This window comes from Effusibacillus sp. SKA8, assembly GCF_058273125.1.
This window is the reverse complement of the sequence record NZ_JBZCSF010000013.1, coordinates 1-23,251: the sequence shown is the minus strand read 5'-3', so window position 1 is coordinate 23,251 and position 23,251 is coordinate 1. Positions and strand designations below refer to the sequence as shown.

At 54.9% G+C, this 23,251-nt stretch carries 21 protein-coding genes and 2 pseudogenes; 4 read left to right on the top strand and 19 right to left on the bottom strand.

Translation table 11 applies throughout. The features are described 5' to 3' along the window. Positions 1-251: 251 nt before the first annotated feature. From AC4ED1_RS11350 to AC4ED1_RS11295, 12 genes are all read right to left on the bottom strand, one after another. On the bottom strand, positions 252-1,109 hold the full coding sequence (locus AC4ED1_RS11350) for a hypothetical protein (protein WP_490938640.1): 858 nt from the start codon (positions 1,107-1,109) through the stop codon (positions 252-254). Positions 1,110-1,136: 27 nt separating this feature from the next. Further along, entirely contained in the window at positions 1,137-1,796 is a 660-nt protein-coding gene (locus AC4ED1_RS11345) for a copper amine oxidase N-terminal domain-containing protein (protein WP_490938638.1), read from the bottom strand. A 133-nt stretch (positions 1,797-1,929) separates the two neighbouring features. Further along, on the bottom strand, positions 1,930-2,325 hold the full coding sequence (locus AC4ED1_RS11340; RefSeq protein ID WP_490938636.1) for an FxsA family protein: 396 nt from the start codon (positions 2,323-2,325) through the stop codon (positions 1,930-1,932). Between the two features lie 18 nt (positions 2,326-2,343). Next, positions 2,344-2,775 carry an acyl-CoA thioesterase gene (locus AC4ED1_RS11335; RefSeq protein ID WP_490938634.1) on the bottom strand — a complete coding sequence of 144 codons (432 nt, stop codon included), beginning with the start codon at positions 2,773-2,775 and terminating at the stop codon, positions 2,344-2,346. A gap of 39 nt (positions 2,776-2,814) precedes the next feature. Next, positions 2,815-4,569 (bottom strand): pyruvate kinase, encoded by a 1,755-nt coding sequence (gene pyk / locus AC4ED1_RS11330; RefSeq protein ID WP_490938633.1) that lies wholly within the window; start codon positions 4,567-4,569, stop codon positions 2,815-2,817. Between the two features lie 92 nt (positions 4,570-4,661). Continuing rightward, complete coding sequence (gene pfkA / locus AC4ED1_RS11325; RefSeq protein WP_490938631.1) at positions 4,662-5,621, bottom strand: 6-phosphofructokinase; 960 nt, start codon at positions 5,619-5,621, stop codon at positions 4,662-4,664. A gap of 199 nt (positions 5,622-5,820) precedes the next feature. Next, positions 5,821-6,816: an acetyl-CoA carboxylase carboxyltransferase subunit alpha gene (locus tag AC4ED1_RS11320; protein ID WP_490938629.1), complete on the bottom strand. Its 996-nt coding sequence runs from the start codon at positions 6,814-6,816 to the stop codon at positions 5,821-5,823. Then, complete coding sequence (accD, locus tag AC4ED1_RS11315; protein ID WP_490938627.1) at positions 6,806-7,678, bottom strand: acetyl-CoA carboxylase, carboxyltransferase subunit beta; 873 nt, start codon at positions 7,676-7,678, stop codon at positions 6,806-6,808. The genes AC4ED1_RS11320 and accD overlap by 11 nt, the downstream gene beginning before the upstream one ends. Positions 7,679-7,784: 106 nt before the next feature. Next, a complete protein-coding gene (locus AC4ED1_RS11310; RefSeq protein ID WP_490938625.1) occupies positions 7,785-7,988 on the bottom strand; it encodes a glutamate decarboxylase in 204 nt (67 codons plus the stop codon). Between the two features lie 94 nt (positions 7,989-8,082). Next, on the bottom strand, positions 8,083-9,312 hold the full coding sequence (gene ystJ / locus AC4ED1_RS11305; protein ID WP_490938774.1) for an NADP-dependent malic enzyme: 1,230 nt from the start codon (positions 9,310-9,312) through the stop codon (positions 8,083-8,085). Between the two features lie 228 nt (positions 9,313-9,540). After that, complete coding sequence (locus AC4ED1_RS11300; protein WP_490938623.1) at positions 9,541-10,032, bottom strand: phosphatidylglycerophosphatase A family protein; 492 nt, start codon at positions 10,030-10,032, stop codon at positions 9,541-9,543. 63 nt (positions 10,033-10,095) lie between these two features. Beyond that, entirely contained in the window at positions 10,096-13,602 is a 3,507-nt protein-coding gene (locus AC4ED1_RS11295; RefSeq protein ID WP_490938621.1) for a DNA polymerase III subunit alpha, read from the bottom strand. A 610-nt stretch (positions 13,603-14,212) separates the two neighbouring features. Between AC4ED1_RS11295 and AC4ED1_RS11290 the strand changes: the two genes are divergently transcribed. Together AC4ED1_RS11290 and AC4ED1_RS11285 are read left to right on the top strand one after the other, a co-directional pair. Next, a complete protein-coding gene (locus tag AC4ED1_RS11290) occupies positions 14,213-14,350 on the top strand; it encodes a hypothetical protein (protein ID WP_490938619.1) in 138 nt (45 codons plus the stop codon). A 30-nt stretch (positions 14,351-14,380) separates the two neighbouring features. Then, positions 14,381-15,043 (top strand): annotated as a pseudogene (locus AC4ED1_RS11285) (transposase); the annotation flags it as partial. Between the two features lie 380 nt (positions 15,044-15,423). On the opposite strand, the gene AC4ED1_RS11280 reads toward AC4ED1_RS11285, so the two are convergent. Both AC4ED1_RS11280 and AC4ED1_RS11275 read right to left on the bottom strand, forming a co-directional pair. Beyond that, complete coding sequence (locus AC4ED1_RS11280; protein ID WP_490938772.1) at positions 15,424-15,627, bottom strand: tautomerase family protein; 204 nt, start codon at positions 15,625-15,627, stop codon at positions 15,424-15,426. A 66-nt stretch (positions 15,628-15,693) separates the two neighbouring features. Continuing rightward, positions 15,694-16,797 (bottom strand): annotated as a pseudogene (locus AC4ED1_RS11275) (YbfB/YjiJ family MFS transporter); the annotation flags it as partial. A 229-nt stretch (positions 16,798-17,026) separates the two neighbouring features. Here AC4ED1_RS11275 and AC4ED1_RS11270 point away from each other — a divergent pair. Then, positions 17,027-17,908, top strand: a complete 882-nt coding sequence (locus tag AC4ED1_RS11270; protein WP_490938617.1) for a LysR family transcriptional regulator — start codon at positions 17,027-17,029, stop codon at positions 17,906-17,908. A 62-nt stretch (positions 17,909-17,970) separates the two neighbouring features. Here AC4ED1_RS11270 and AC4ED1_RS11265 read toward each other — a convergent pair whose 3' ends face one another. Further along, positions 17,971-19,284, bottom strand: a complete 1,314-nt coding sequence (locus tag AC4ED1_RS11265; RefSeq protein WP_490938616.1) for a DRTGG domain-containing protein — start codon at positions 19,282-19,284, stop codon at positions 17,971-17,973. 76 nt (positions 19,285-19,360) lie between these two features. After that, complete coding sequence (locus tag AC4ED1_RS11260) at positions 19,361-19,654, bottom strand: hypothetical protein (protein ID WP_490938614.1); 294 nt, start codon at positions 19,652-19,654, stop codon at positions 19,361-19,363. Positions 19,655-19,964: 310 nt separating this feature from the next. Here AC4ED1_RS11260 and AC4ED1_RS11255 point away from each other — a divergent pair, with 310 nt between their 5' ends. Beyond that, positions 19,965-20,210 carry a DUF3243 domain-containing protein gene (locus tag AC4ED1_RS11255; RefSeq protein ID WP_490938612.1) on the top strand — a complete coding sequence of 82 codons (246 nt, stop codon included), beginning with the start codon at positions 19,965-19,967 and terminating at the stop codon, positions 20,208-20,210. 75 nt (positions 20,211-20,285) lie between these two features. Here AC4ED1_RS11255 and AC4ED1_RS11250 read toward each other — a convergent pair whose 3' ends face one another. The 3 genes from AC4ED1_RS11250 to AC4ED1_RS11240 form a co-directional block, all read right to left on the bottom strand. Beyond that, positions 20,286-20,969: a metal-dependent hydrolase gene (locus tag AC4ED1_RS11250; protein ID WP_490938610.1), complete on the bottom strand. Its 684-nt coding sequence runs from the start codon at positions 20,967-20,969 to the stop codon at positions 20,286-20,288. 29 nt (positions 20,970-20,998) lie between these two features. Next, positions 20,999-22,147: a DUF445 family protein gene (locus AC4ED1_RS11245; protein WP_490938608.1), complete on the bottom strand. Its 1,149-nt coding sequence runs from the start codon at positions 22,145-22,147 to the stop codon at positions 20,999-21,001. 94 nt (positions 22,148-22,241) lie between these two features. After that, positions 22,242-23,150, bottom strand: a complete 909-nt coding sequence (locus AC4ED1_RS11240; protein ID WP_490938606.1) for a DMT family transporter — start codon at positions 23,148-23,150, stop codon at positions 22,242-22,244. Positions 23,151-23,251: the final 101 nt, after the last annotated feature.

The window sequence follows — 23,251 nt, the reverse complement described above, 5'->3', positions numbered from 1 at the left end:
AGGATCGTAACTGCAGTCGTTTTCATCATACCATATCTGCATTTTATGCAACAAGAAAATTTTCCACCTATTGAACCTATGTTTCGCAGAATGAAACAAAATGGTTGTTCCGTCACACTGCTCCGGTGGGGGAAAGCACGCAAAAGCGCCACGGTCGAAACCGTGACGCATCTTGGAAAATTTTTTAGCCCGAACCCGGCTACCTATGCCGGGTTTTTTTGCTCGCAGAATTCTGCTTGCCGGATCTTCCTCTACTTAGCGTTGTTTGCAGCGGCAGGGTTTTGGGTGTCGCTCTGCGGGGCGCCGCCGTTAAAGCCTTGCAGCACTGTTGTGACTTGCTGCTTATTGGCCAATATTTGCTGTTTCAAAGCGATAATCTGCTGCTTCAGGCTGATGATCTGATTCAGCGTATTCAAAGCACCTTTATAGTCTTTTGCTTGAATTTGCCCCTTGTAGGTCGCCCAATTGTCATGCTTTTGCTGTTCCAAGGTTTTTATCTGGCCCCACAGGTTCTTATCGCTTTCCCATAGCGGCTTGACGTTGGAAAGCGCCTGTTTGACCGCTTCCCGCTGGGCTTTTGTCGCAGCGATGTCCGTCTGAACGGATTGCCGGTTCGACTTAATCTGTTCCCAGAGCGGTTTTATCTGGTCCGCCAACTGTTTGATTTGTTGGCGAATGTTTGCTTTCCGGTCTTTGTCGGTGACGGATTGAAGCTGGCTTCTTAACTCCTTTATTTGGGTCTGCAGCGGTTCAATCTGTTTGCGAATGTCTTCGTTTGCAGCCCTCACCTGTTTGATCTTGTCAACAGTCGCCTGATTGACGGTACCTCGAATTTGAGCGATCAAACCTTTGTTGGTCTGGGTTTGCGAAGCCAACTGCTGGTTCAGGGCTTTTTCTTGCTCCTGAAGACCTTTCAACACCTGCAACTGCGCTTTCAAGGCTTCGCGATCAGGATCGGTCTGTACGGAAGCCGCCTGCTTTCCCTGATCCTGCGCTGTCGGAGATACGGCAGTTGTTGCCGAAGCCGTTGCGCTTTCAGCAACAACAGGGGAGATCCCCAAACCGGAAACCGTTAAAACCGTTAATGCAGAAACAATCGCTCTTTTCATCCGTTTTCTCCTCCCTGTATCGCTATTTTATTGAACGCTTGCATCCACCAGCGAAGAATCGGGCTTCCAATCATCACCAGCATCAAGCCCGTCCATCAATTCCGCCAGATCCGTTTCTTCGTCGGCCGACATCAGTTCCGTGCCGGTTGAATTCCCTTGAATGGACAGATCGTTCAGATTCACACCGCTTTCCGCACTTCCTTGTTGCAGATCGGAACTGCCTGCACTACTGATGTACACTGTGTTGTTGACCCAATTGACTTTGGCACCAAGCGCTTCCGCCACCATCCTCACCGGCACGAGGGTGCGGCCGTTTAAAACAACCGGAGGCACATCGCCGGTTACTGCCTTCCCCTTGACCAGCACACCCACTTTTGGAAGGCCCATGAATTCGCCGCTCACTCTGGCCGGAACCGTTTGGGGAGAAGCCGTATCTTTCGCGGTAATAATCACATTGTTCGTTTCCTCGTCGTATTTCACCTCCGCTTTTAAATTCTCGGCAATTACCCGCAGCGGCACCATAGTCCGGTCCGACAACAGAATCCCAGGCACATCGGATTGGATCGCTTTCCCGTCGATTACTAGGTTGACGGTCGGATATCCCTGGAAACTGCCATCCGCCGAAGCGACGCCGCCCACACCTGCCGCCAAAAGGACCGCCCAAAAAATCGCCTGTGTTTTCTTCACTCCCACATCACCTCTACCCGTATTTAAATTGCCTTCGCACCATCTTCATCCTAAAGTCTAGCAGAAAATTATGGAATAACTGTGGAAAATTCCAGGCAGGAAAATTTCCTCCAGCGCATCACCCATTTCATTCCTACCATCCTCGATAGCTGATCCACACGCCTTTTGCCAACCGTTTCTTGATCCGCTGCTTTATGAGCCGTTTGAACGGCTCCCGCGCCGGGGGAAGCAAGAGGATCAACCCCAGCACATCCGTTACAAAACCGGGAGTCATCAGCAGGATTCCGCCGATCAGCACACAGACTCCATCCAGCAGCGCATCGCCGGGAGGTCTGCCCATGGACAATTCCGTTTGCAGCCGCCGCCAAGCCGTACGCCCCTGCGTTTTGGCCAGGTATGCACCGGCAGCGCTCGTCAACAGTACCAGAAAAACGGTCTGCCAGCCTCCGATTACTTTGCCCGCCTGGATCAGGACGTATATCTCGACAAGGGGAACAACGATAAAAAGCAGCAGCAGGATTCGAAACACGAAAATCCTCCTTTACGGTTAACCTGATTCCGGGAAAAACCGCTTTTGAATCGCTTCATACATTTCCGGTGCGGCTTTCCGCAATTGAATCGGTTTCATCTCACGGTCCACCCAGGCGTGTACCGTATACCCGTTCACCAAAAGCTGCCTGTCGGTTTTCCGCACGATTTCGTAATCGAATTGCACCTTGACACGGGCATGCGACAGCCGGGTTCTGACCGTGACAAGATCGTCGTACCGGGCAGCCGCTTGAAAAAAAGCCCGCGCCTCGATCACAGGCAGCAAAATCCCCCGTTCTTCCAACTGCCGGTAAGGAATCCCCGCCGCCCGCATCATTTCGGTCCGGCCGACCTCAAACCAGTTGAGATAATTGGCATGGTACACCACCCGCATCGCATCCGTTTCCGCATAGCGGACCCGCAGCTCGGTTTCGTGCCAGTTCCCTTCCATTCCGACCTCACTCCGTCTTCCTGATTGCCCGATTCATCATTACAAAACTTGCGCCTGGCCTTTGTAAATCAAGCCCGGCACCGGATCCACGGTGACGGTGGATCCGTCTTGCAGCAGGTCAGTCGCGTGTTCAACCCCGACAATCGCCGGAATTCCAAGGGAGATACAGGCAACCACCGTGTGCGAGGTAAGTCCGCCTTCTTCCACAATGACCGCACCCGCTTTCTCCATTGCGGGAACGACATCCTCGTCTGTTGAACGCATGACCAGAATGTCGCCTTGTTGCATTCGCGCCAGGATATCTTCAGGGCGTTTCCCGTTGACCACGCGTCCGGTGACAGCCCGCTGCCCGATCCCCTGGCCTCTGGCGATTACATCGCCGATCGTATGGATTTTCAGCAGGTTGGTGGTTCCGGGAATCCCAACCGGGACGCCGGCCGTAATCACCACCAGGTCCCCGTGTTTGACGAGTCCGGATTTTAATGCGCCTTTCACTGCCATCTCCAGCATCTCGTCGGTAGTTCTCGTCCCTTCCACCACCACCGGATAGACGCCGTTGGAGAGCAGCAGGCGGCGAGCCACTTCTTCCTTCGGGGTTACCGCAATAATCACCGTTTCCGGCCGGTACTTTGATACCATCCGGGCGGTATATCCGCTTTGCGTCGGGGTGACAACCGCTTTCGCCTTTAGCTCTTGCGCAATGCTCGCAGCCGCTTGGGAAAGGGCGTCCGTCACCGTGGGATCGTCATCCCACAGGCGTTTTTTCGGCGCCACAATGCGATCCCGCAACGCCTGCTCGGCCCGTTCGGCAATGCGGGCCATGGTTTCAACCGCTTGGACAGGGTATTTCCCCGCCGCCGTTTCACCGGACAGCATAATGGCGTCCGTTCCGTCAAAAATCGCGTTTGCGACATCGCTCGCCTCCGCCCGGGTAGGACGGGGGTTACGCTCCATCGAGTCCAGCATCTGGGTTGCGGTAATGACCGGCTTGCCGGCCCGATTGCATTTTTCAATCATGATTTTCTGCCAAAGCGGAACTTCTTCGGTCGGGATCTCGACCCCGAGGTCGCCGCGGGCAACCATCAAGCCGTCCGCCACTTCAATGATCTCGTCCAACTTTTCAAGGGCTTCCTGCGCTTCGATCTTCGCGATGATGTCCATATCGGCGTTGCCCTCTTCCAACACGCGCCGGACATCCAGCACGTCGCCCGCCTTGCGGACGAACGATGCGGCTATCATGTCCACACCCTGTTCAATGCCGAATTTGATATCGGCGATATCCTTCTCCGTTACGCTTGGAATGCGCAGGCGGACTCCGGGCGCATTGATGCCCTTGCGGTTTTTCAGCAGGCCGCCGTTGACCACCCGGCAAAGAATGTTACTTTTCTCCACTTTTTCCACGACCAGCCCGATCAGCCCGTCATCGATCAGTAGGCGGGAGCCGCGCTCCACATCTTCCGGCAGACCTTTGTAGGAAATCGAGACCCGTTCCGCCGTTCCGAGCACGTCTTCGGTAGTCAAAGTGATATAAGCGCCCTCTTTCAATTCCACCTGATCGTTTTGGATCAAGCCGGTGCGAATTTTCGGCCCTTTAATGTCAAGCAAAATCGCGACCATTTTGCCCGCGATCCGGGAAGCTTCGCGGATGTTGCGGATGCGCGCCGCATGCTCTTCGTAGGTGCCGTGCGAAAAATTGAGCCGGGCAACGTTCATGCCGTTTTGAATCAGAGATGTCAGCACCTCCACCGACTCGCTGGCCGGACCGATCGTGCATACAATTTTCGTGCGTCTCATCTTTTACCTCCCACCTGATCCCGGCAAAGCGGCACAATACCTGGCGCTCCCCTCCGAAGCCCCGTGCCGTTTTGCACCTGTTTCAGTTTCCGTTAAATAGAAAGAATTGAAGCGAGCGAGTACAGGGACATGTTGGGCTTTCGGGGAGTCGCCAATACCCGGCCAATCTCATTCGCTTGCAGGACTCCACCCACGATTCCCACCGCTTTGCCTCCATCGCCTTTCATCAAAAGATCGACCGCCATCGATCCCATCCGGGAGGCAAGCGTTCTGTCAAATGCGGTCGGCGATCCTCCCCGCTGGATATGCCCGAGTACCGTCACACGGGTTTCCCAACCGGTTTTCTCGCGGATCTGCTGACCGATCTCAAACCCCTTGCCGGTCCCCTCCGCAACCAGAATGATCGAGTGCCGCTTCCCCCGGGCGGCGCCGCGTTTCAGTTTCTCCACCATGCTGTCGATGTTCACGGGTTCTTCCGGGATCAGAATCGATTCCGCGCCGCCTGCCACTCCGGCCCAAAGCGCAATATCGCCCGCATTGCGCCCCATCACTTCGATGACATACGTCCGTTCGTGGGATGTGGCGGTATCCCGGATTTTGTCGATCGCGTTGATGACCGTGTTGATGGCGGTATCGAATCCGATGGTGAAATCGGTGCAAGGAATGTCGTTGTCAATGGTTCCCGGCAACCCGATCGTCGGGATCCCTTTTTGCGTGAGAACGTTGGCACCCCGATAGGAACCGTCCCCTCCGATCACGACCATCCCATCGATTCCGTGTTCGCGAATGGTCGAAATCGCCTTGGCCTGTCCAGCCTCTGTTTTAAAGTCTTCACACCGGGCCGTAAATAAAATCGTGCCGCCCCGATGAATGATATCAGCGACAGACCCGAGATCCATCGGCACCACTTCGCCGGTAATCAACCCGTGATACCCCCGCTTGACGCCCACAACTTCAATGCCGTGATAAATCGCGCTCCTTACGACGGCGCGAATTGCCGCGTTCATGCCGGGTGAATCCCCGCCGCTGGTCAACACTCCGATTCGTTTCATAGCCCAAAACCTCCCAACCTTTATTGTACTCGAAATCGGCCCGCGACAGTGACGTTATGTGCCAAAATTCATTCCCCGCCTTCCGCGGAGAACTCACACAACACCACGCCAGAAATGCCGTCCCGGAGGGACACTTTTTGTCCCGATACTGCAAAAAAGAGAAGGTGCTTATTTTTCGAGAAGCACACTCCTCGTGAACTTATTTTTGCGCGATTTCCCCCGCCAGTGCGACCGGTTGCAAGGTTTCTTTGTAACGGCCGATCGCCTTGTATTTGCGGTATCTCGCTGCAACCAGTTCTTCTTCCGTCAGCAGCGACAATTCCTTAACGGCAGCCAGCACGTATTCCTTGACGCGGGCGATCATTGTCTCCGGGTCTTTCTGGGCGCCGCCCAGCGGCTCCTCGATCACACCGTCGGCAATCCCGAAACGGCGCAGGTCCTGCGCCGTAATCCGCATGGTTTCGGCAGCCCGCTGCGCCTGCGAAGCGTCCTTCCACAAAAGCGCGGCTGCCCCTTCCGGCGAAATCACCGAGTAGACGGCATGTTCCAGCATAAAAATACGGTCGCCGACACCCAGCGCGAGCGCCCCGCCGGAACCGCCCTCCCCTGTGACCACACACACGATGGGAACTTTCAGGCCGGCCATTTCAATCAGATTCCTGGCAATCGCTTCGCTTTGGCCCCGCTCTTCCGCCGCCATTCCGGGGTAAGCCCCGGACGTGTCGATCAAGCAGATCACCGGGCGGCCAAACTTTTCGGCCTGCTTCATCAGACGGAGAGCCTTGCGGTATCCTTCCGGTTCCGGCATGCCGAAACGGCGGTAAATGTTTTCTTTCGTATCGCGCCCTTTCTGGTGCCCCAGGACGGTCACCGGGATGCCGTCCAGTTTCGCGATGCCGCCGACCAGAGCCGGGTCGTCGCCGAACGTGCGATCCCCATGCAGTTCGATAAAATCGGTGAAGATGCCGCGGATGTAATCGAGCGTCGTCGGCCGTTCCGCATGCCGGGCGATCTGCACCTTTTGCCAGGGCGTCAGTTCCCCGTAGATCGACTGCTCCAATTCGGCCGCCTTCCGCTCCAACTTGGCGATTTCGTCGGAGAAGTCAATTCCCTTTTCCTCGGTGAACCTGCGCAGTTCTTCGATCTTGGCGCGGAGTTCTGTCAATGGCTTTTCAAATTGCAGTTCATTGGCCATGACGAACACCCCCCGCGTGAATATCCAGGATCTTCCCCAACGTTTGCCTCATTTCTTTGCGCGGCACGACCCTGTCGATCATCCCGTGTTTCAAAAGGAACTCGGCAGTCTGAAAATCGTCGGGCAATTTTTGCCGGATGGTTTGCTCGATCACGCGCCGGCCGGCGAACCCGATCAATGCGCCGGGTTCGGCAATGTTGATATCCCCCAGGCTCGCAAAGGAAGCGCTGACGCCTCCCGTCGTGGGATGCGTCAATACGGAAACATACAGAAGTTTTGCGTCGCTCAATTTTTTCAGAGCGGCGCTGGTTTTTGCCATCTGCATCAGGGAAAAAATCCCTTCCTGCATGCGGGCTCCCCCCGACGCGGCAAACAGGACCACCGGATATCGTTTCTCGATCGCTCTCTCGATCGCCCGCGTAATCTTTTCGCCGACGACGGATCCCATTGATCCCATAATAAATCGGGAATCCATGACACCGATTACCACCGGATGCCCCTCGATCGCCCCTTCGCCCGTGACAACCGCTTCCGTAAGTCCGGTTGCCTGTTGCGCCAGTTCGACCTTGGCGAGGTAATCCTCAAACTGCAACGGATCCACCGTGGCCAACCCCTGGTCATACTCAAAAAAACGCCCCTCATCCAACGTGACTGCGATCCGTTCCTGAGCGGACATCGGAAAATGGTAGCCGCAGCGCGGACACGTTTTCAAGTTCTTTTCCAGTTCCCGGCTGATCAACAATTCGGAGCATTGTTTGCACTTCGTCATGATGCCCTCCGGGATGGTCTCCCTCCGATCAGCCGGTTCTTGCGTGGTAATGGTGGCATATTTGCGTTTCTTATGGAAAAGATCCTTAAGCACTCTTTCACCTCTTTAAATAAAAAGGCTTTATTGCCCGAAGAACCCTCACCGGCAAGGCGAATCCAAAAGTTGTCTGAGTCACCGGTCGTTTCCGGGTGGCGCCCTCCTACTGCCGCAAATGGGAGAAATGCAGGATATCCTTCAGCACCTCTTGCACCTCGTCCAATTCCGATTCGGGAACCAGAACTTCAAACTGTTGCTTGGCGATGTTGGTCTGCCGGAGTTTTACGAGAAACCCCTCATCTGCCAGTTTCCGCTTGATCGTTGCGGCCAATTTTTCACCAGAAGCGATATAAATGACTGTCCACATAGCGGCAGTTCCTCCTACCCCCTGGAAAAACTGAACTCATCATAACACAGCCATTTTAAAGGAAGCAAGAAAAGGCACCGTTTATCCTGATTTTTCATTTGATGCCAGACATTTCCCGCGTCCGGCTCGCCACATCGGCAGGATCCACATGAATGCGGGCGACTCCCGATTCCATCGCCGCTTTCGCCACGGCAGCCGCTACGCTGGGAGCGACGCGCGGGTCAAACGGACGCGGAATCACATAATCGCTTCGCAGTTCATCTGGACCGATCAGTTCGGCGATCGCATACGCCGCCGCGATCTTCATCTCTTCATTGATGGTCGTCGCCCTCACATCGAGAGCGCCCCTAAAAATCCCCGGGAAAGCCAAGACGTTGTTCACTTGGTTCGGAAAATCGGATCTTCCGGTCCCGACCACCTTCGCTCCGGCGCTTAACGCTTCATCCGGCAAAATCTCCGGATCCGGATTCGCCATCGCAAAAATGATCGGATCGCGATTCATCGAGCGAACCATCTCCTTGGTGACCGCCCCGCCGACCGACACGCCGATAAAGACGTCGGCTCCCACAAGAACTTCCGCCAGAGAACCCGACCGCTTTTCATAGTTGGTATTCTTGGCGACGATTTCCTTAATCGGGTTCATGCCCTCGATACGGCCGTCGTAGATAGCTCCTTTCGTATCGCACATGATGATGTTCCGGACCCCCATCGACAACAGCAGTTTAATGATGGCGATACCGGCGGCGCCGGCCCCATTGGCCACGACGTGAATATCCTGCATCGACTTGCCGACGACTTTCAGCGCGTTGATCAATCCGGCCAATGTGACGATCGCCGTTCCGTGCTGGTCGTCATGAAAAACGGGGATCTTCATCTCTCGCTTCAACCGGTCTTCGATGGCAAAACAAGCCGGTGCCGCAATATCCTCCAGATTGACGCCGCCGAATGTCGGCTCCAGAAGCTTGACAGTCTCGACGATCTTGTCGACATCCGTTGTGTTCAGGCACAAAGGAACCGCGTCGACGCCACCAAATTGCTTGAACAACACCGCTTTCCCTTCCATGACCGGCAGCGCCGCTTCCGGCCCGATGTTGCCCAACCCCAAAACCGCGGTGCCGTCGCTGACTACGGCAACCAGATTGCCTTTGCTGGTGTATTCGTACACGCGATCGGTCTGCTGGTGAATTTCCTTGCAGGGTTCCGCCACTCCCGGCGAATAAGCCAAGCTCAAGTCGCGGGCATCTTTCACCTCCACTTTTGATACAACGCCGAGTTTCCCCTGATGCACGCGATGAAATTCCAATGCATCTTCCCGTAAAGACACCAAACAACACCATCCTTACACATTCCCCTCAAAGCGACACAGCACTTCCGGTGATGCGCCGGGCACCCTGAGGGGATCCTATAATGCTTGCAAACATCTTCAAACAACCATCCAAAAGCGGTCTGTCCTCAAATTATACCACGGAAAAACATGGTGTACTACCAGGGAGTCAAGACTGCCCCCTGGGAATGGTAAATGTCCGGCCATTGCCGGGTTTCCGCACATTTGTCACAAATCTGTATCCCTCTCTTCCACCGCCGATTTGGCCCGATGGGCGATTCTGGCACTGGCTGCCGCCGCCACTCCCGCAACCAAATCGTCGAGAAAAACGTGGATTCCTTTGCCTTTCACGTTCAATTTCGCAATGATTCCGATCTTTTCCTTGTCCAGGTATCCAAATGACGTCAAACCGATCGATCCGTACACGTTTGTGATGCCAAGCGCCAAGATTTCGTCGACGCCGTACAGCGGTTCGTCCTCGTTCATAATCGTTTGCAGGGGTTCGGGCAGAAGATTCCGTTCGGCCAACATGTCCAACGCGATCCCCGTATACAAAGCATATTGAACTTCCCGTTTATTTAAAACCCGAAGCACGCTTTCCCTGCATTCCTCCACATCGAGATCCGCGTGATAGGGTTTTTGCAAGGTATATACGATTTCGACGATATCGTCAACCGTTACTCCGCGTTGTTCCAGCAAAGCGACAATTTTTTCGTGCATGGTGCTACCTCCCGAGTTGTCTGGATAATACATGCTATGTCGGAGAACGATCCGAATTTCCGACTATGTTTTCACAGCGACGCTGCCGCTTCCCATCAGAAGCTCGATCTCTTCGATCAATTCCGGCTTCACATCGACACGTTCCGTAATTTGCCGCGTCGTTTTGGTTTTCGCGTAATAGAGAATCACCTGGCTCGCGCCTTGATGCCGGAGCAGACACGCTTTCAGGGTGCGAAGCCGGGAAGGGTCTTCCCGGTCCGCCTCAATCTTGATAAACAGCGTCGGAGGCCCCGCTTGCTCCGCCGTCTGTTTCGCCTGCTTCGTCGGCCGTTCCGGCAGCCTCATTCCTTGGTCGGCAGACGCCTCCTCCGCAGGCTCCGTCCCTGCAGTTGCCTGTGTAATCGGCTGCGGCAAAGGCCGGATGGAATCGGCCAACAATTTGACTTCTTCGTCCCGGATCTGAACTTTTGCTTTCACCAGTACGACCGGTTCGTTTTGCAAAACCGTTTTCGCCTCGGCAAACACCGCCGGAAAAACGACCACCTCCACAACGCCCGTCAAATCTTCCAGTTCGACAAACGCCATCGTCCGCCCCGTCCGCGTGTGGATCGTCCGCAGCTCGCGCACCCTGCCGGCAACCGTTGTCACGCTGCCGTCTTCCGCTTCCTGCAGTTCCGCGATGCGGTGGCGGGCATGCTGCGACATGGCGAGCCGGTAGCGGTCGAGGGGATGCCCCGACACATAGAGCCCGAGCAATTCTTTCTCCGCTTCCAGGCGTTCCGTTTCGGAAAAATCCTCCACTTCCGGATAGATCAGCGCAGCCGTTTCCGTTGAATGGTCCATCATCCCAAACAGGGACATCTGTGGCGCACCCTGTTCTTTCTGCAGCAATCCGCCTTTTTCCATCGCTTCGTCAAGGGCGAGCAGCAGCGCACGGCGCCCCCGCCCTGTCCAGTCGAACGCTCCGGCGCGAATCAGACTCTCGATCACCCGCTTGTTGCAGGCACGCGAGTCGACCCGGCGGCAGAAATCCAGCAGGTCGGCAAACGGACCTTTTTCCCTTGCCTGCAAAATCGTTTGAATTGCGGCAACTCCGACATTTTTGACCGCCGACAGGGCAAACCGGATCTTTCCGCCCGTCACGGTGAACCGGTACGAACTTTCGTTGACATCCGGGCCGAGGACGTCGATTCCCATTTTCCGGCAGTCGTCCACGTACTGGGCGACTTTTCCGCTTGCATGCAGCCACGACGTGAGCAGAGCCGCCATGAATTCCGCCGGATAGTTCGCCTTCAGGTAAGCGGTCCGGTACGCGATGACCGCATACGCCACCGCATGCGAACGGTTAAATCCGTAGTCGGCAAAGCGCACGATCAAATCGTAGACATCGTTGGCGATTTTTTCGCCATAACCGTTGCGCAAACAGCCCGCCACAAAGATTTCGCGCTGCTGTTGCAACACTTCCCGCTTTTTCTTGCCGACCGCCCGCCGCAAAAGATCCGCCTGGCCAAGCGAAAATCCGGCCATCGCGGACGCGATCTGCATGATCTGTTCCTGGTACACGATGATTCCGTAAGTATCTTTCAAAATCGGCTCCAGATCCGGGTGCGGATACGAAACGGGGATCTTGCCGTGTTTCGCCGCGATGTATGCCGGAATATTCTCCATTGGCCCCGGGCGGTACAGCGAGATGACCGCCACAATGTCTTCAAAGTCGCTCGGTTTCAACTCCCGCAGCACGTTCTTGACGCCGCCCGATTCCAACTGGAAACAGCCGTCGGTATCCCCGCGGGCGAGCAGTTCGTAAGTCGCGGGATCGTCCATGTCCATGCGGGTGAAGTCGATTTCCACACCGCGGCCCCGCCTGACCGATTCGATCGTGTGATCGATAATGGTCAGGTTCCGCAGGCCGAGAAAATCCATTTTCAACAAGCCGACCGCTTCCAGGTCTTCCATCGCGTACTGCGTGACGACACCCCCGTCCGCTCCCCGCAAGAGCGGAACGTATTTCGTTAGCGGTTCTTTCGCGATCACCACGCCCGCCGCGTGAATCGACGTGTGGCGGGGAAACCCTTCGATCGCTCTGGCGGTGTCCAGCATTTTTCTGACAGTTGGGTCCGCGTCATACAGCTTCTTGAGCTCCGCTTCCTCTTCAAGCGCTTTGTCGATCGTCATGCTGAGCGAATGGGGAACCAGTTTGGCCACCCGGTCCACCTCGGCCAAAGGAACGCTCATCACCCGCCCCACGTCCCGAATCGCGGCGCGGGCCGCCATCGTACCGTACGTCACGATCTGGGCGACGCGGTTTTCCCCGTATTTGCGGGTCACATAGTCAATGACTTCCTGCCTTCTTTCATAGTCGAAGTCGATGTCGATATCGGGCCAGGACACGCGTTCCGGATTGAGAAAGCGTTCAAACAGCAACTTGTAACGAAGCGGATCGACGTCGGTAATCCGGAGGACGTACGACACGAGGCTTCCCGCCGCCGATCCCCGCCCCGGCCCGGTTGAAATCCCGCGCTCGCGGGCAAACTTCATGAAGTCCCACACCACCAGAAAATAACCGGCAAACCCCATCTGCCCGATCACGGACAGTTCGTACCGCAACCGTTCCTTCGCTTCTTCCGTCGGGGTGCCGTAGCGCTCCTGCAGCCCCTGCTCGCAGAGCAGCGCCAGATAGGTGTTTTCGTCATACCCTTCCGGCAAATCGAAGTGCGGCAGGTGCGTTTCGTCCAGCTTCAAATCCAACCGGCAGCGTTCGGCGATCTTTCGCGTGTTTTCAACCGCTTCCGGCAGATGGCGAAACAGTTCCGCCATCTCCTCGCCGCTTTTCAGGTAAAATTCGTCGCAGGGAAACCGCATCCGGTCTTCGTCCTGCAAGCTTTTCCCGGTCTGGATGCAAAGCAGCACATCATGCACCGCCGCGTCTTCCCGACGGATATAATGCACATCGTTGGTCGCCACAAGCGGGAGTTCCAGCTCCCGCGCCAATCGGATCAGGTGCTGGTTGACCTGTTTTTCCTCCGGCAGGCCGTGATCCTGCAACTCGACAAAGAACCGGTCCGGTCCGAAAATCTGCTTGTACTCGGCCGCCGCCCGGCGAGCCCCGTCCAGATCCTCCCGCAGTATCTTGCTTGCCACTTCCCCTCCAAGACAGGAAGACAGGGCGATCAGCCCTTCGCTGTGAGCGTTCAAAAATTCTTTGTCCGTCCGCGGTTTATAGTAAAATCCTTCCAGTTGGGCGGCTGAAACGATCGCCAGCAAGTTCCGGTAGCCGGTTTCGTTTTCCGCCAACAGGATGAGGTGGTAAGGTTTGTCCTGACGGCCGGATTTTTCCCGCATCGACGTTCCGGCCACATACACTTCACAGCCGATAATCGGGTGAAGTCCGCGCTCTTTCGCTTTTTTGTAAAATTCGACAGCCCCGTGCATCACCCCGTGGTCCGTCAGGGCAACCGACGTCATGCCAAGCTCCCGCACGCGGTCCAACAAGGCGTCGATCCGGCAGGCGCCGTCCAGCAGGCTGTATTCGGAATGAACATGCAGATGTACGAACGAATGCAACTCCATCTCTCCCAACAGAATGTGAGACCGCGACGCCGATACGATCATCTGTTTGATTTTTATTATTTTATCATATCTTGAGCTACTTGCGATGTCCGGCAAGCCAGACGAACAGGGTTGAGAGGCAGGCAAGAACAAGAACGAAGCGCCTGACGGGCGCCGGGATACCGATGCCGATTCCGGTACGCGGCATGGCCAAAATGAAGATGAGATGCGGGCTAGCGCTATGCGTGACAGTGGCGATGGCGCTAGACCGATTTCCACTCATTTTTCCACTCATTTTGTGAGGACAGCCATCGAAAAACATGCATCGCAAAAAGCTCAACATTCACTTTGTTTGTATCAGATTTTAAATTGGAGTAATTAATATTAAAAAATATATGAAAATTTCATTTTTTACTTGTTTCCACCACTGTGTATGAGATAAAATGAAATTGTCTGTAATTGTTTTCCACTCAGGAGTATTGCTCTGTACGTCCAACCCGAATGACCCGTTTTTACTCCTGTTTTTACTCCATGTGTGCATACCTGCCTTCATGTTTTTCCCACATCTTAGAGTTCACAGAATGTATCCCAATTGCCGAGAACCTATCAACTTGATTAGGGGGAATTGGAAGTGTCGATTGCGATTTACAACCCAACCAGCCCAAAGAGCGGCGGATTGGTAAATCACTATGCGGGAGAATGGTCCGTTTCAAAAAAATCAAGTGTCGATGAAACAAAAAATTTAACCCGAATTTCGAAAGTGGCATAGCTTGAAATTGCTAAAAAAGTGCCCTAATCTTACGTCCGATTTGACAAAGGGTTTGGGGGAGAAGAGTTTTACCGGTTTTGGGAACAGAAACAAATCGGCTATGTAGGAAAACTGAAATGGACAAAACGCCTTCAAGATGCGATTTCTTCTTGCAACCATTGGAAGCGGTACGTCGACGAGGATATCGTGATTGAAGGCATCACACTGATCTACCAAGCTACGACATGGAAGAAACCCCGGCGTGTCGTAATAATCCGGAAAGCCGAACGCTATGAGTTGGATCAATTGCGACTGTACGATTTTCTTTGGGAGTATGAAGCGATCGTCACCAACTTGGATTGGTCACCGATTGATATCTGGCGGTTCTACAACCAACGGGCAGGTGTAGAGAATTCGATCAAAGAAGCCAAGAACGGGTTCTCCATACATGCGATTGCAAGTTCCGAGTTTGAAGCCAATGAAGTCGACATGCTCATCAAGCTTTTCACCTATAACTTGTTTCAACGCTTCAAGAAAGACTGTTGTGATCCCCTCCACCAAGGGTTTACGATACAACGGTTCCGTCAGGACTTTCTACGAGTGGCAGGGATATTGGTGAGTCACAGCAGGACCGTGATCCTCAAGATCGCTGACTCTTTCAGCAATCGTTGGATCTTGGAGCAGATGATGGTAAGGGTAGCCCAATTGGAGTGAATTGGGAAAAAACTGAATGGAAACTGCGAGAGCCCGTATTGGTGGGGAGGGGGAAAGTGTGCCCAAAAACGAGAAATAATTACCATATCATGTAAAAACGCTTCCAGTTTGCAGACCAACCCACAAATTCCCATTCGAATCGAGGCTCTCTATAATGGGCTTTCGAAATTTGGGTTGAAGTTTGTGGAAGGAAAAGAAATGAGGCTTATTAATTCCCCCTGAAAAATCAGGGGGTTTTGTTTGATCAAAACAAAAGGAATTTGCTACCTCGATATGGAATTTGGACAGTCATGTGGGGATTTTGAAGGAGTGAAAGAACCTCCAGAATCAGCCATAGATATACGCTTTACCAAGAAACGAAAAAAGAAGGCAAGGAACGGTCACTGCCCGCGCTTGCGCCGCTCCGTCACGGTTTCTCCGCCGATTCCCCAATTGTCCGTTTCAACCTCGTCGATGACCACGACTGTAGTCTGCGGATTTTTGCCGAGCACATCGACCAGGAGTTGCGTGGCCCCCTGGATCAGCCGCGCTTTTTGTTCGGGAGTGGCCCCTTCTTTTGTGATCTTGATGTTTACGTAAGGCATCCTCATTCTCCTTTCCAAATGATTGTCACCGGAAAAACTATTGTTCCCGGAACCCTCCGGCAAAGATTCCAAGCTGCGCAAGATTGCCAAAATCCCGGCGCCAGTCAGCAAAACCGCGGCCGCGAGAATGAGCGGAACGGCAAATCCGCCGGTGGTCTCCGCCAAAATCCCCGCCGCCGCCGGCCCCAGCACCTGGCCGGTGCCGTAAACGGCGGTCAGATAACCGATCGAACGGCTGCTGTTTTGCGGGGACAGCTGGCGGGCATATGCGGCCGCCATGGCGGTAATCCCCATAAAAGTGCCGCCAAACAGGAGGGCCCCGAGAAATACCCCGATCCAGTGCAGAAACACAACCGGCAGTACAACCCCGGCCGCCTGCAGCAGATACGCCGCCATCAACGCGGGAACATATCCCCGTTTGTTTGCAATCCGCGCCCACAAAAAAGCGGAAGGTGCGGCGGCGGCCCCCACCAGTACCCAGCTCATCGGCGCCAGGCTCTGCAATTGCGGGATTTGATCGACAATCGCCACGAGAAAAGTGCCGCTCACAATATATCCCAGACCTTCGCACCCGTAGGCGGCAATCAGCCAAAACAAAGCGGCCGGTGTTGAGCTCCGGGCATCTACGAGCCCTTCCCGGGTCTCCATCGGTGCAACCGGCCCTTCCCGCAGCCATCGCCACGCGCAAAAGCCGAACAAAATCCCGCAAACCACAAGACCGGCCCACGCGCCCCGCCAGCCAAATCCTTTGTCAAACAGGGGAACGAGCAAACCTGTCGCCGCAATTCCCAAACCGACTCCGCCATAGAAAATCCCCGATCCGGACATCCGTCCCCTAGCCACCAGTACGTCCAACACCACACTCGACGCCAGGACGAAAACCAGGGCGCTGGTCACCCCCGAAACAAACCGCAAAACCAGCCACAGGGACAAATCCGTCGTCCACCCCATGCCCGCCGTGGTCACGACATTGACGAACAAGCTCCACCTGAGACAGGATTCCTTGCGGTCTCCCCAGTTGACAACACCCGCCAGCAAAGCGCCGAGAAGGTATCCCAGATAGTTGCTTGAAGCAAGATACCCGGCAACCGCCTGCGAAAAATGCAAATCCTTTTGCATCAACGGCAAAATCGGGGTATAAGCGAACCGGCCGATTCCCATGGCCGTCATCAACGCAAAAATCCCTCCAGCCACGACAAAACCGGGATGATCTGCGGTCCACCCCCTCGTTTTTTTGCCGGGAGCGGTCATGCGGTTTACCCCTTTCCCTAAAAATTTTGAACCCGGGTCCCGATTCCCATCGTAGAGGTCGGATGCTAAAATGTAAAATATTCAAATTTTATGCGTCCATCATTTTTCTTGATAACTCCCGGCGTGTCCAAAAGGAGGGTAACCACCTGTGGAGATCAGCGATCTGAAGATTTTTTGCGCGGCGGCTCAGGAAGGGAGTATCACCAGGGCGGCGCAGATACTGAACTACACGCAATCCAACGTCACGACACGCATCCAGGCGCTCGAGTCCGAACTGCAAACCACTTTGTTTTACCGCCACAGCCGCGGGATTACCCTGACGCCGGCCGGCGAGACATTGCTTAAATACACGCGAAAAATTTTTCAACTGGTCGACGAAACCCGCAAGGCGGTGCAATATTCCCCCGTGCCGCGCGGTCCGCTGGCGATCGGCTCGATGGAAACGACGGCGGCCGTAAGATTGCCCGCGCTTCTGTCCCGCTACCACCAGCGCTATCCGGATGTGGATTTGACACTGGTTACAGGTCCCACGGAACAGCATGTCAACGCGGTTTTGGAATATGCGCTGGACGGGGCTTTTGTCGCCGGTCCCGTCGAACATCCGGAATTGTTGCAGGAACCGTTTATCGAAGAGGAACTGGTATTGGTCACCGATTCTTCGCACCCACCCGTAAGAAGCCCGAAGGATCTGAGAAAACGGACGATTCTCGTCTTTCGTCCAGGCTGCTCCTACCGGGCCAAACTGGAGCAATGGCTGCACGGGGAAGGAATCCTGCCCGTGAAGATTATGGAATTTGGAACCCTGGAGGCGATACTGGGATGCGTCAGGGCGGGACTCGGAGTCACCCTGCTGCCGAAATCGGTGGCAGGCAACAAGTCCGAAAGCGATCCGGTCCGCTGCCATCCGGTTCCGCCAAAATACGGAAACGTGACTACCGTGTTCATCCGCCGGAAAGATGTGTTCATGACCGGGGCGCTTGAACGGTTTCTGGAGCTTGCACGGGAAAATGCCGAAGCCTCCCCGCAATGAAAACTCCCCGGCCCGAACGATTGTCGGGCCGGGGAGCTGCGTCTGTCCGGCTTCAAACAGCGCTACCTGTCCAACACCTGGGCGGTCAGCAGCGCTTTTGCCATCCGTTCTCCCTCGAAATAGATTTCAATGTCCGCTTTTCCGAATTTGCGCCCCATGTCGATCACTTCCGCCCGGATCGTGATCTGTGAGTCAATTTGGATCGGTTTCATGAAAAATACAGTCACATTTTCAACCGACATGTCCGTGTTTTTGAAGCGGCGGATCGCCAGTTTTCCCGCCTCGCTGATCAGCGTCATCAGAACCCCGGACAAAACGCCGCCTAGCGAGTTGGTCATCTGCGGGGTCACTTCCCCCACCAGGGACACCGATTTGTCGTCGTTTCTTTCTTCCCGGAAATGACGCAAGATCAGATCCTTGATGGTGTCCCCGGTGTGCGGCTGTTTCTGGCTGTACTGCAGCCCCCTGATCACATCCTGCCGGGAGACGACGCCGACCAGTTTGCGCCCGTCCACCACCGGCAAAAGCTCGATCCCTTCCCAGATCATTTTGTGCGCCGTGGAAGCAACCGACGTTTTCGGGGTGACCGTGATCGGATTTTTCGTCATGATCTTCTCGATCAATGTGCCGTCCGCCTGTCCGGAGACGTCTTTCGAAGTGACAATTCCAAGAACCCGCATATTCGAATCGACGACCGGAAACCTCGCGTGTCCCGTTTTTTCCACCAGTTCGTGCCAGTGTTTCACCGTCTGGTCCGGCCTCATGACGACAGGCTCCGGCTGATTCGCCAGAATGTCCTCCACCATCACGATCTCTTTTTTGATCAGCCGGTCGTAGATCGCCCGGTTGATCAGGCTCGCGACGGTAAACGTGTCGTAGGCGGAAGAGATGATCGGAAGCTCCAGCTTGTCCGCCAGCGCCTTGACCGTATTGCTCGCGTCAAAGCCGCCCGTAATCAAGACGGCAGCCCCCTGTTCAAGCGCAATCCGGTGTACCTGGTCGCGGTTGCCGACAATCAACAGACTGTCGCGGTCGATATATTTCACCATCGCGTCGACTTTCATCGCGCCGATCACAAACTTCTGCAGCGTTTTGTGGAGCCCGTTCGCCCCGCCAAGCACCGTGCCGTCCACAATGTTGACAACTTCCGCGTAGGTCAGGCGTTCGATATTTTTCTTCTGCTGCTTCTCAATGCGGACCGTCCCGACCCGTTCAATGGTCGAGGCAATGCCGCGGGCTTCCGCTTCCTTGATCGCACGGTAGGCTGTTCCTTCCGATACACCCATGTGTTTCGCGACTTGCCGGACGGAGATTTTCGATCCGATTTCCAGACTTTCAATATATTCAAGGATTTGTTCGTGTTTCGTAACAGACATGTCGCTCCTCCGAACCCAGTGTTATATATTATAATTATACACTGTAATAATCCGGAGTTTCAATCAATGCCAGCCGTCAGCGCGACAACAGCCGCCGTCTGCGCCGGTTGTACTGGAGACGGGCCGCCGTGCGGACCACTTCCCGTTCCCACTCCCGCTGCCGGCGTTGGCGAAACTTCCGCTCTTTGTCGACTCCGATCAAATCATACAAATTGGCACCGACGATCAAGATCCCAAACAGCAGCCACACCGCCGAAAAAATTCCCGCCGCCGACCAGGAAAGCCCCGGAAGCTGCGGAATGGCATAAAACAACACCGCCAATCCCAACCCCATTTTCACAAACGAACGTGCCGCCCGTTTCCGTTTCATACAGCCCACCTCTCGAACTATGCGTTGGCACATTGTATGAAGCAAACCGGACAAGTATGCCCGTTTCCGCAAAAAGGGCAAAAAAAAGGTGGCTCCAGCCACAAAATAGAAAGGGGGTTATGTCGTAATTTTATTATAGTTCTTCTATGTTACAGATGTGTTACATAACGATTACAATACTATGACTTTTTGTGATTCGTTTCACAAGCCGGGTTCGTGACAAGCCGGATCCGTGAATAGATTTTCCGTCGGCGAGAAAAAGTAAACCTGTGGAGAATCCAAATCATCTCATTGCTGGAGGGATTTTAGCATGTCGGTACTCGACAATTTCGACCGTTGGAGAGAATTTCTGGGCGATCGTGTGGAGCAGGCAAAACAAGCCGGTTTGTCGGAGGAACAGATTGAAAGTGTCGCCGTAAAAATGGGCGAATACCTGGCCAACAAGGTCGACCCGCAAAATCCGCAAGAGCGTCTTTTGAAACAACTGTGGGACACAAATCCCGATCAGAAACACAATCTGGCCCGCATGATGATCAATCTGGTGACCAAGCATTGACAAGACAGCCGGCTTCCAACAGGAGGCCGGCTGCCCGTTATCACCTGAAAACGATTTTCTCCAGGAATCGCTTTTTTACACTTCAACCGACTGTCCCGGTTGCAACACAATCCCCTCAATACCGGCAGGCTGCAATCGGGCCGCAAACGCCGCCGCATCCTGCTCGATCAACGGCCACGTATTATAGTGCATCGCGATTACTTTCCGGGCTTTGATCCAACCGGCCGCAATCACCGCGTCATCCGGTCCCATCGTGAAATTGTCCCCGATCGGCAATGCCGCCGCGTCAATTTTATTCAATTCGCCAATCAGCTTCATATCCCCGAACAACGCCGTGTCCCCCGCGTGATAGAACGTTTTGCCCTGCATCGTCAACAAAAATCCGCACGGGTTGCCCGCATAGATTGCCTTTCCGTCCTCTTCCACGCCCGATCCGTGAAACGCGATCGTCAATTTGACGCGGCCAAACTCGAATTCATGCGCCCCTCCCAAGTGCATCGGATGGACCGGAGCCCCTTTCCCGCTACAGTACGCCGCCAACTCAAACGGCGCAATAATCGGAGCGTTGTTGCGTTTCGCGATGTCGATCGCGTCACCCAGATGGTCGCTGTGTCCATGCGTGACGAGTACGGCATCCACTTTGATATCTTCCGCTTTGGCGACAGCTTTCGGATTCCCCGTCAAAAACGGATCGATGATCACCGATTTGCCGCCGGCTTCCGCAAGGAAACACGAATGCCCGTGAAACGTAAGCTTCATACCGATTCCGCCTCCTCACTTGTCGGTTTTTATTGCCACCCCATTATTAATAATGCCTGAATCAAACCGATTAGTCCACCGAGCAGGGCCCCCAGCCACGCGATCATTTGCAATTCTTTTTTGACCACGCCGACCACCAGTCTTTCCAGTTTCGGAATCGGAAACGCGGCGACCTGCCGCTCCACGATCCCCCGGATGTCAAGCGACCGGAGAACGGGCGCCGCCCATTCGACGGAAGACCGCCGGATTCCCGCCAAAAGACAGTCCAGCCAATCGGCCGCACGGGAGCGGTTTGCCCGCAAGAATTCGTACACATCGAAACTCAATGCTTTCTCAACCGCCGCTTGCACGATTTCGCCAACGACATGCGGACCGGATTCCGGGTTCGGCTCCAACCCTCCGTCCTCACCCACATTCAACACGGAAACCAGGACCGTTTTCGCGTTGCAGTCGAGAAAGGCCTTCCACTCCGCTTGCAGCTTGTCCCGCACAAAATGGAGGACGGCCTGGCTCCTCAGCCAATTTTTCAGATGGGGAACCAGTTCGTCGACCAGCTTGTCCTCCCGCACAAAAACGTTCGCCACCCGCGCGATCACTCCTCCGCTCTCCAACCGTTCCCGAATCGCGGCGGCCATCAACCGCCTGGCGGACGGCGAATCCACCCAGCAGGCCGCGTGATTGAGCAGCTTCCCGGCCCATTCCCCGACTTGAGCTTCCACCTGTTCCTGCACGGCGGGAGGCAGCAAGTCGCCCACCCGTTTCGTTTCCAGTTCCCGCAATATGCGGGTCGCAACTACGAAACGCAGCCATTTTTCCGCTTGTTCGGAAAGCGTTTCCTCATTCCACCCGGTCAGCTTGCCGACGAGTTCGCGAACGGCCCGATCCTTCGCAAGCGCCGACTCCAGCCACGCCAGTACGCGATCCCGCGTATCCGCCACCCATTCCGGCCGGTGGAGCGAGGAAGCCACCCCCTCTTCCGTCAGCAGGTGTTCCTCCACAACCTCGCCCAATTTTTGCGCGATTTCCGGTTGCCGCTTCGGTATCAGACCGGGAGTTAGGGGGACTCGCAGCCCGAACATCCTCCATTCCCGCCATGGCCGGAACAGCATGACGATCGCGATCAGGTTTGTGCCGAAGCCAATCGCCGCCCCGACCGCCGTAAGCACCAAAACTTCCATGCCATCACCTTGTTCTTCCGTTTGCCATAACTCTAATACAACGGGGGCACGGCGGCAACTTCACCGGAACAAAACGTTTGTTGCGATTGACGTGTCAGGTTGGGTTTGACGGCTGCCTTGACATTCGCGCTTTTCCCGGCTGAACGGTCACCATGATCACCCCGGCCGCGATCAGTATCCCACCGATGAAAAAGTTCCAGTCCAGGCGCTCCCCCAACAGGAGCCACCCCAAAAACGACCCGACAACCGGCTGGAAAAAGAAAAACAGAGAACCGGCTCCCGCGTCCATCAATTCCATCCCCTTGTTCCACAAGAAGAAGGCGCCCGCCGTGGACACGATTCCAAGGTAGAGAACGCCCCACCAGACCAGGGGTTGCGAGGGGACGGCAACGCTTTCTCCCCTGATCTCCCAGATCATCACAGGGGTTGTGAAAATGATCGCAAAAAACAGGGCGTAAGTTGTAATCGCCAGCACCGGATACCGTTGGGACGCTTCCTTGGCAAAAACCGACAGCAAAGCCCACGTAACCGCGGCCACCAACAGGAAAAGGTTGCCCCACAGGCTGTTTCCGTCCTGCATTCCCCAGCCAATAACGGTCACCACGCCAAACGTGGACACCGTAAGGGAAACGATCTTGCGAAGCGTCAACGGTTCTCCCAGCAACAGACGGGCAAATAGCAGAATGAACACCGGAGACGCCGACGTGATCAAGGCTCCGGTATGGGCGTCGGACAATTTCGTTCCGTTAAACTGCGCACCCACCGAAACAAAATACCCGACAAACCCGATCTTGGCGAAAAGCGGCCAGTCCCCTCTAGCGACCTTGTAACGTCCGCCGGAAAACAGGGTAACCGCCAATACCAAAAACGCGATGACATACCGCAACCAGAGCAAAGTAAACGGCGGAATGAACTCCAGCACATATTTGCTGACCACGTACATGCCGCCCCAGATACTGGCTGCCAAAGACAGGCACAAGGCCCCGAACACCTGATTTTTCATAAATTCAACCTCCGTGTAAGGATTTGTTGCGTATCCTAAAACGGAGGACCATGCCATCATTCATCCCCGTTTTAGGCTTGGAGACGAACGACGGGCTGATC

Coding starts and splice junctions, on each gene's coding strand:
- AC4ED1_RS11350 (WP_490938640.1), bottom strand. CDS start 1,109: ATGAAAAGAGCGATTGTTTCTGCATTAACGGTTTTAACGGTTTCCGGT.
- AC4ED1_RS11335 (WP_490938634.1), bottom strand. CDS start 2,775: ATGGAAGGGAACTGGCACGAAACCGAGCTGCGGGTCCGCTATGCGGAA.
- pyk (WP_490938633.1), bottom strand. CDS start 4,569: ATGAGACGCACGAAAATTGTATGCACGATCGGTCCGGCCAGCGAGTCG.
- pfkA (WP_490938631.1), bottom strand. CDS start 5,621: ATGAAACGAATCGGAGTGTTGACCAGCGGCGGGGATTCACCCGGCATG.
- AC4ED1_RS11320 (WP_490938629.1), bottom strand. CDS start 6,816: ATGGCCAATGAACTGCAATTTGAAAAGCCATTGACAGAACTCCGCGCC.
- AC4ED1_RS11310 (WP_490938625.1), bottom strand. CDS start 7,988: ATGTGGACAGTCATTTATATCGCTTCTGGTGAAAAATTGGCCGCAACG.
- AC4ED1_RS11300 (WP_490938623.1), bottom strand. CDS start 10,032: ATGCACGAAAAAATTGTCGCTTTGCTGGAACAACGCGGAGTAACGGTT.
- AC4ED1_RS11295 (WP_490938621.1), bottom strand. CDS start 13,602: ATGGAGTTGCATTCGTTCGTACATCTGCATGTTCATTCCGAATACAGC.
- AC4ED1_RS11280 (WP_490938772.1), bottom strand. CDS start 15,627: ATGCCTTACGTAAACATCAAGATCACAAAAGAAGGGGCCACTCCCGAA.
- AC4ED1_RS11265 (WP_490938616.1), bottom strand. CDS start 19,284: ATGTCTGTTACGAAACACGAACAAATCCTTGAATATATTGAAAGTCTG.
- AC4ED1_RS11260 (WP_490938614.1), bottom strand. CDS start 19,654: ATGAAACGGAAACGGGCGGCACGTTCGTTTGTGAAAATGGGGTTGGGA.
- AC4ED1_RS11255 (WP_490938612.1), top strand. CDS start 19,965: ATGTCGGTACTCGACAATTTCGACCGTTGGAGAGAATTTCTGGGCGAT.
- AC4ED1_RS11250 (WP_490938610.1), bottom strand. CDS start 20,969: ATGAAGCTTACGTTTCACGGGCATTCGTGTTTCCTTGCGGAAGCCGGC.
- AC4ED1_RS11245 (WP_490938608.1), bottom strand. CDS start 22,147: ATGGAAGTTTTGGTGCTTACGGCGGTCGGGGCGGCGATTGGCTTCGGC.
- AC4ED1_RS11240 (WP_490938606.1), bottom strand. CDS start 23,150: ATGAAAAATCAGGTGTTCGGGGCCTTGTGCCTGTCTTTGGCAGCCAGT.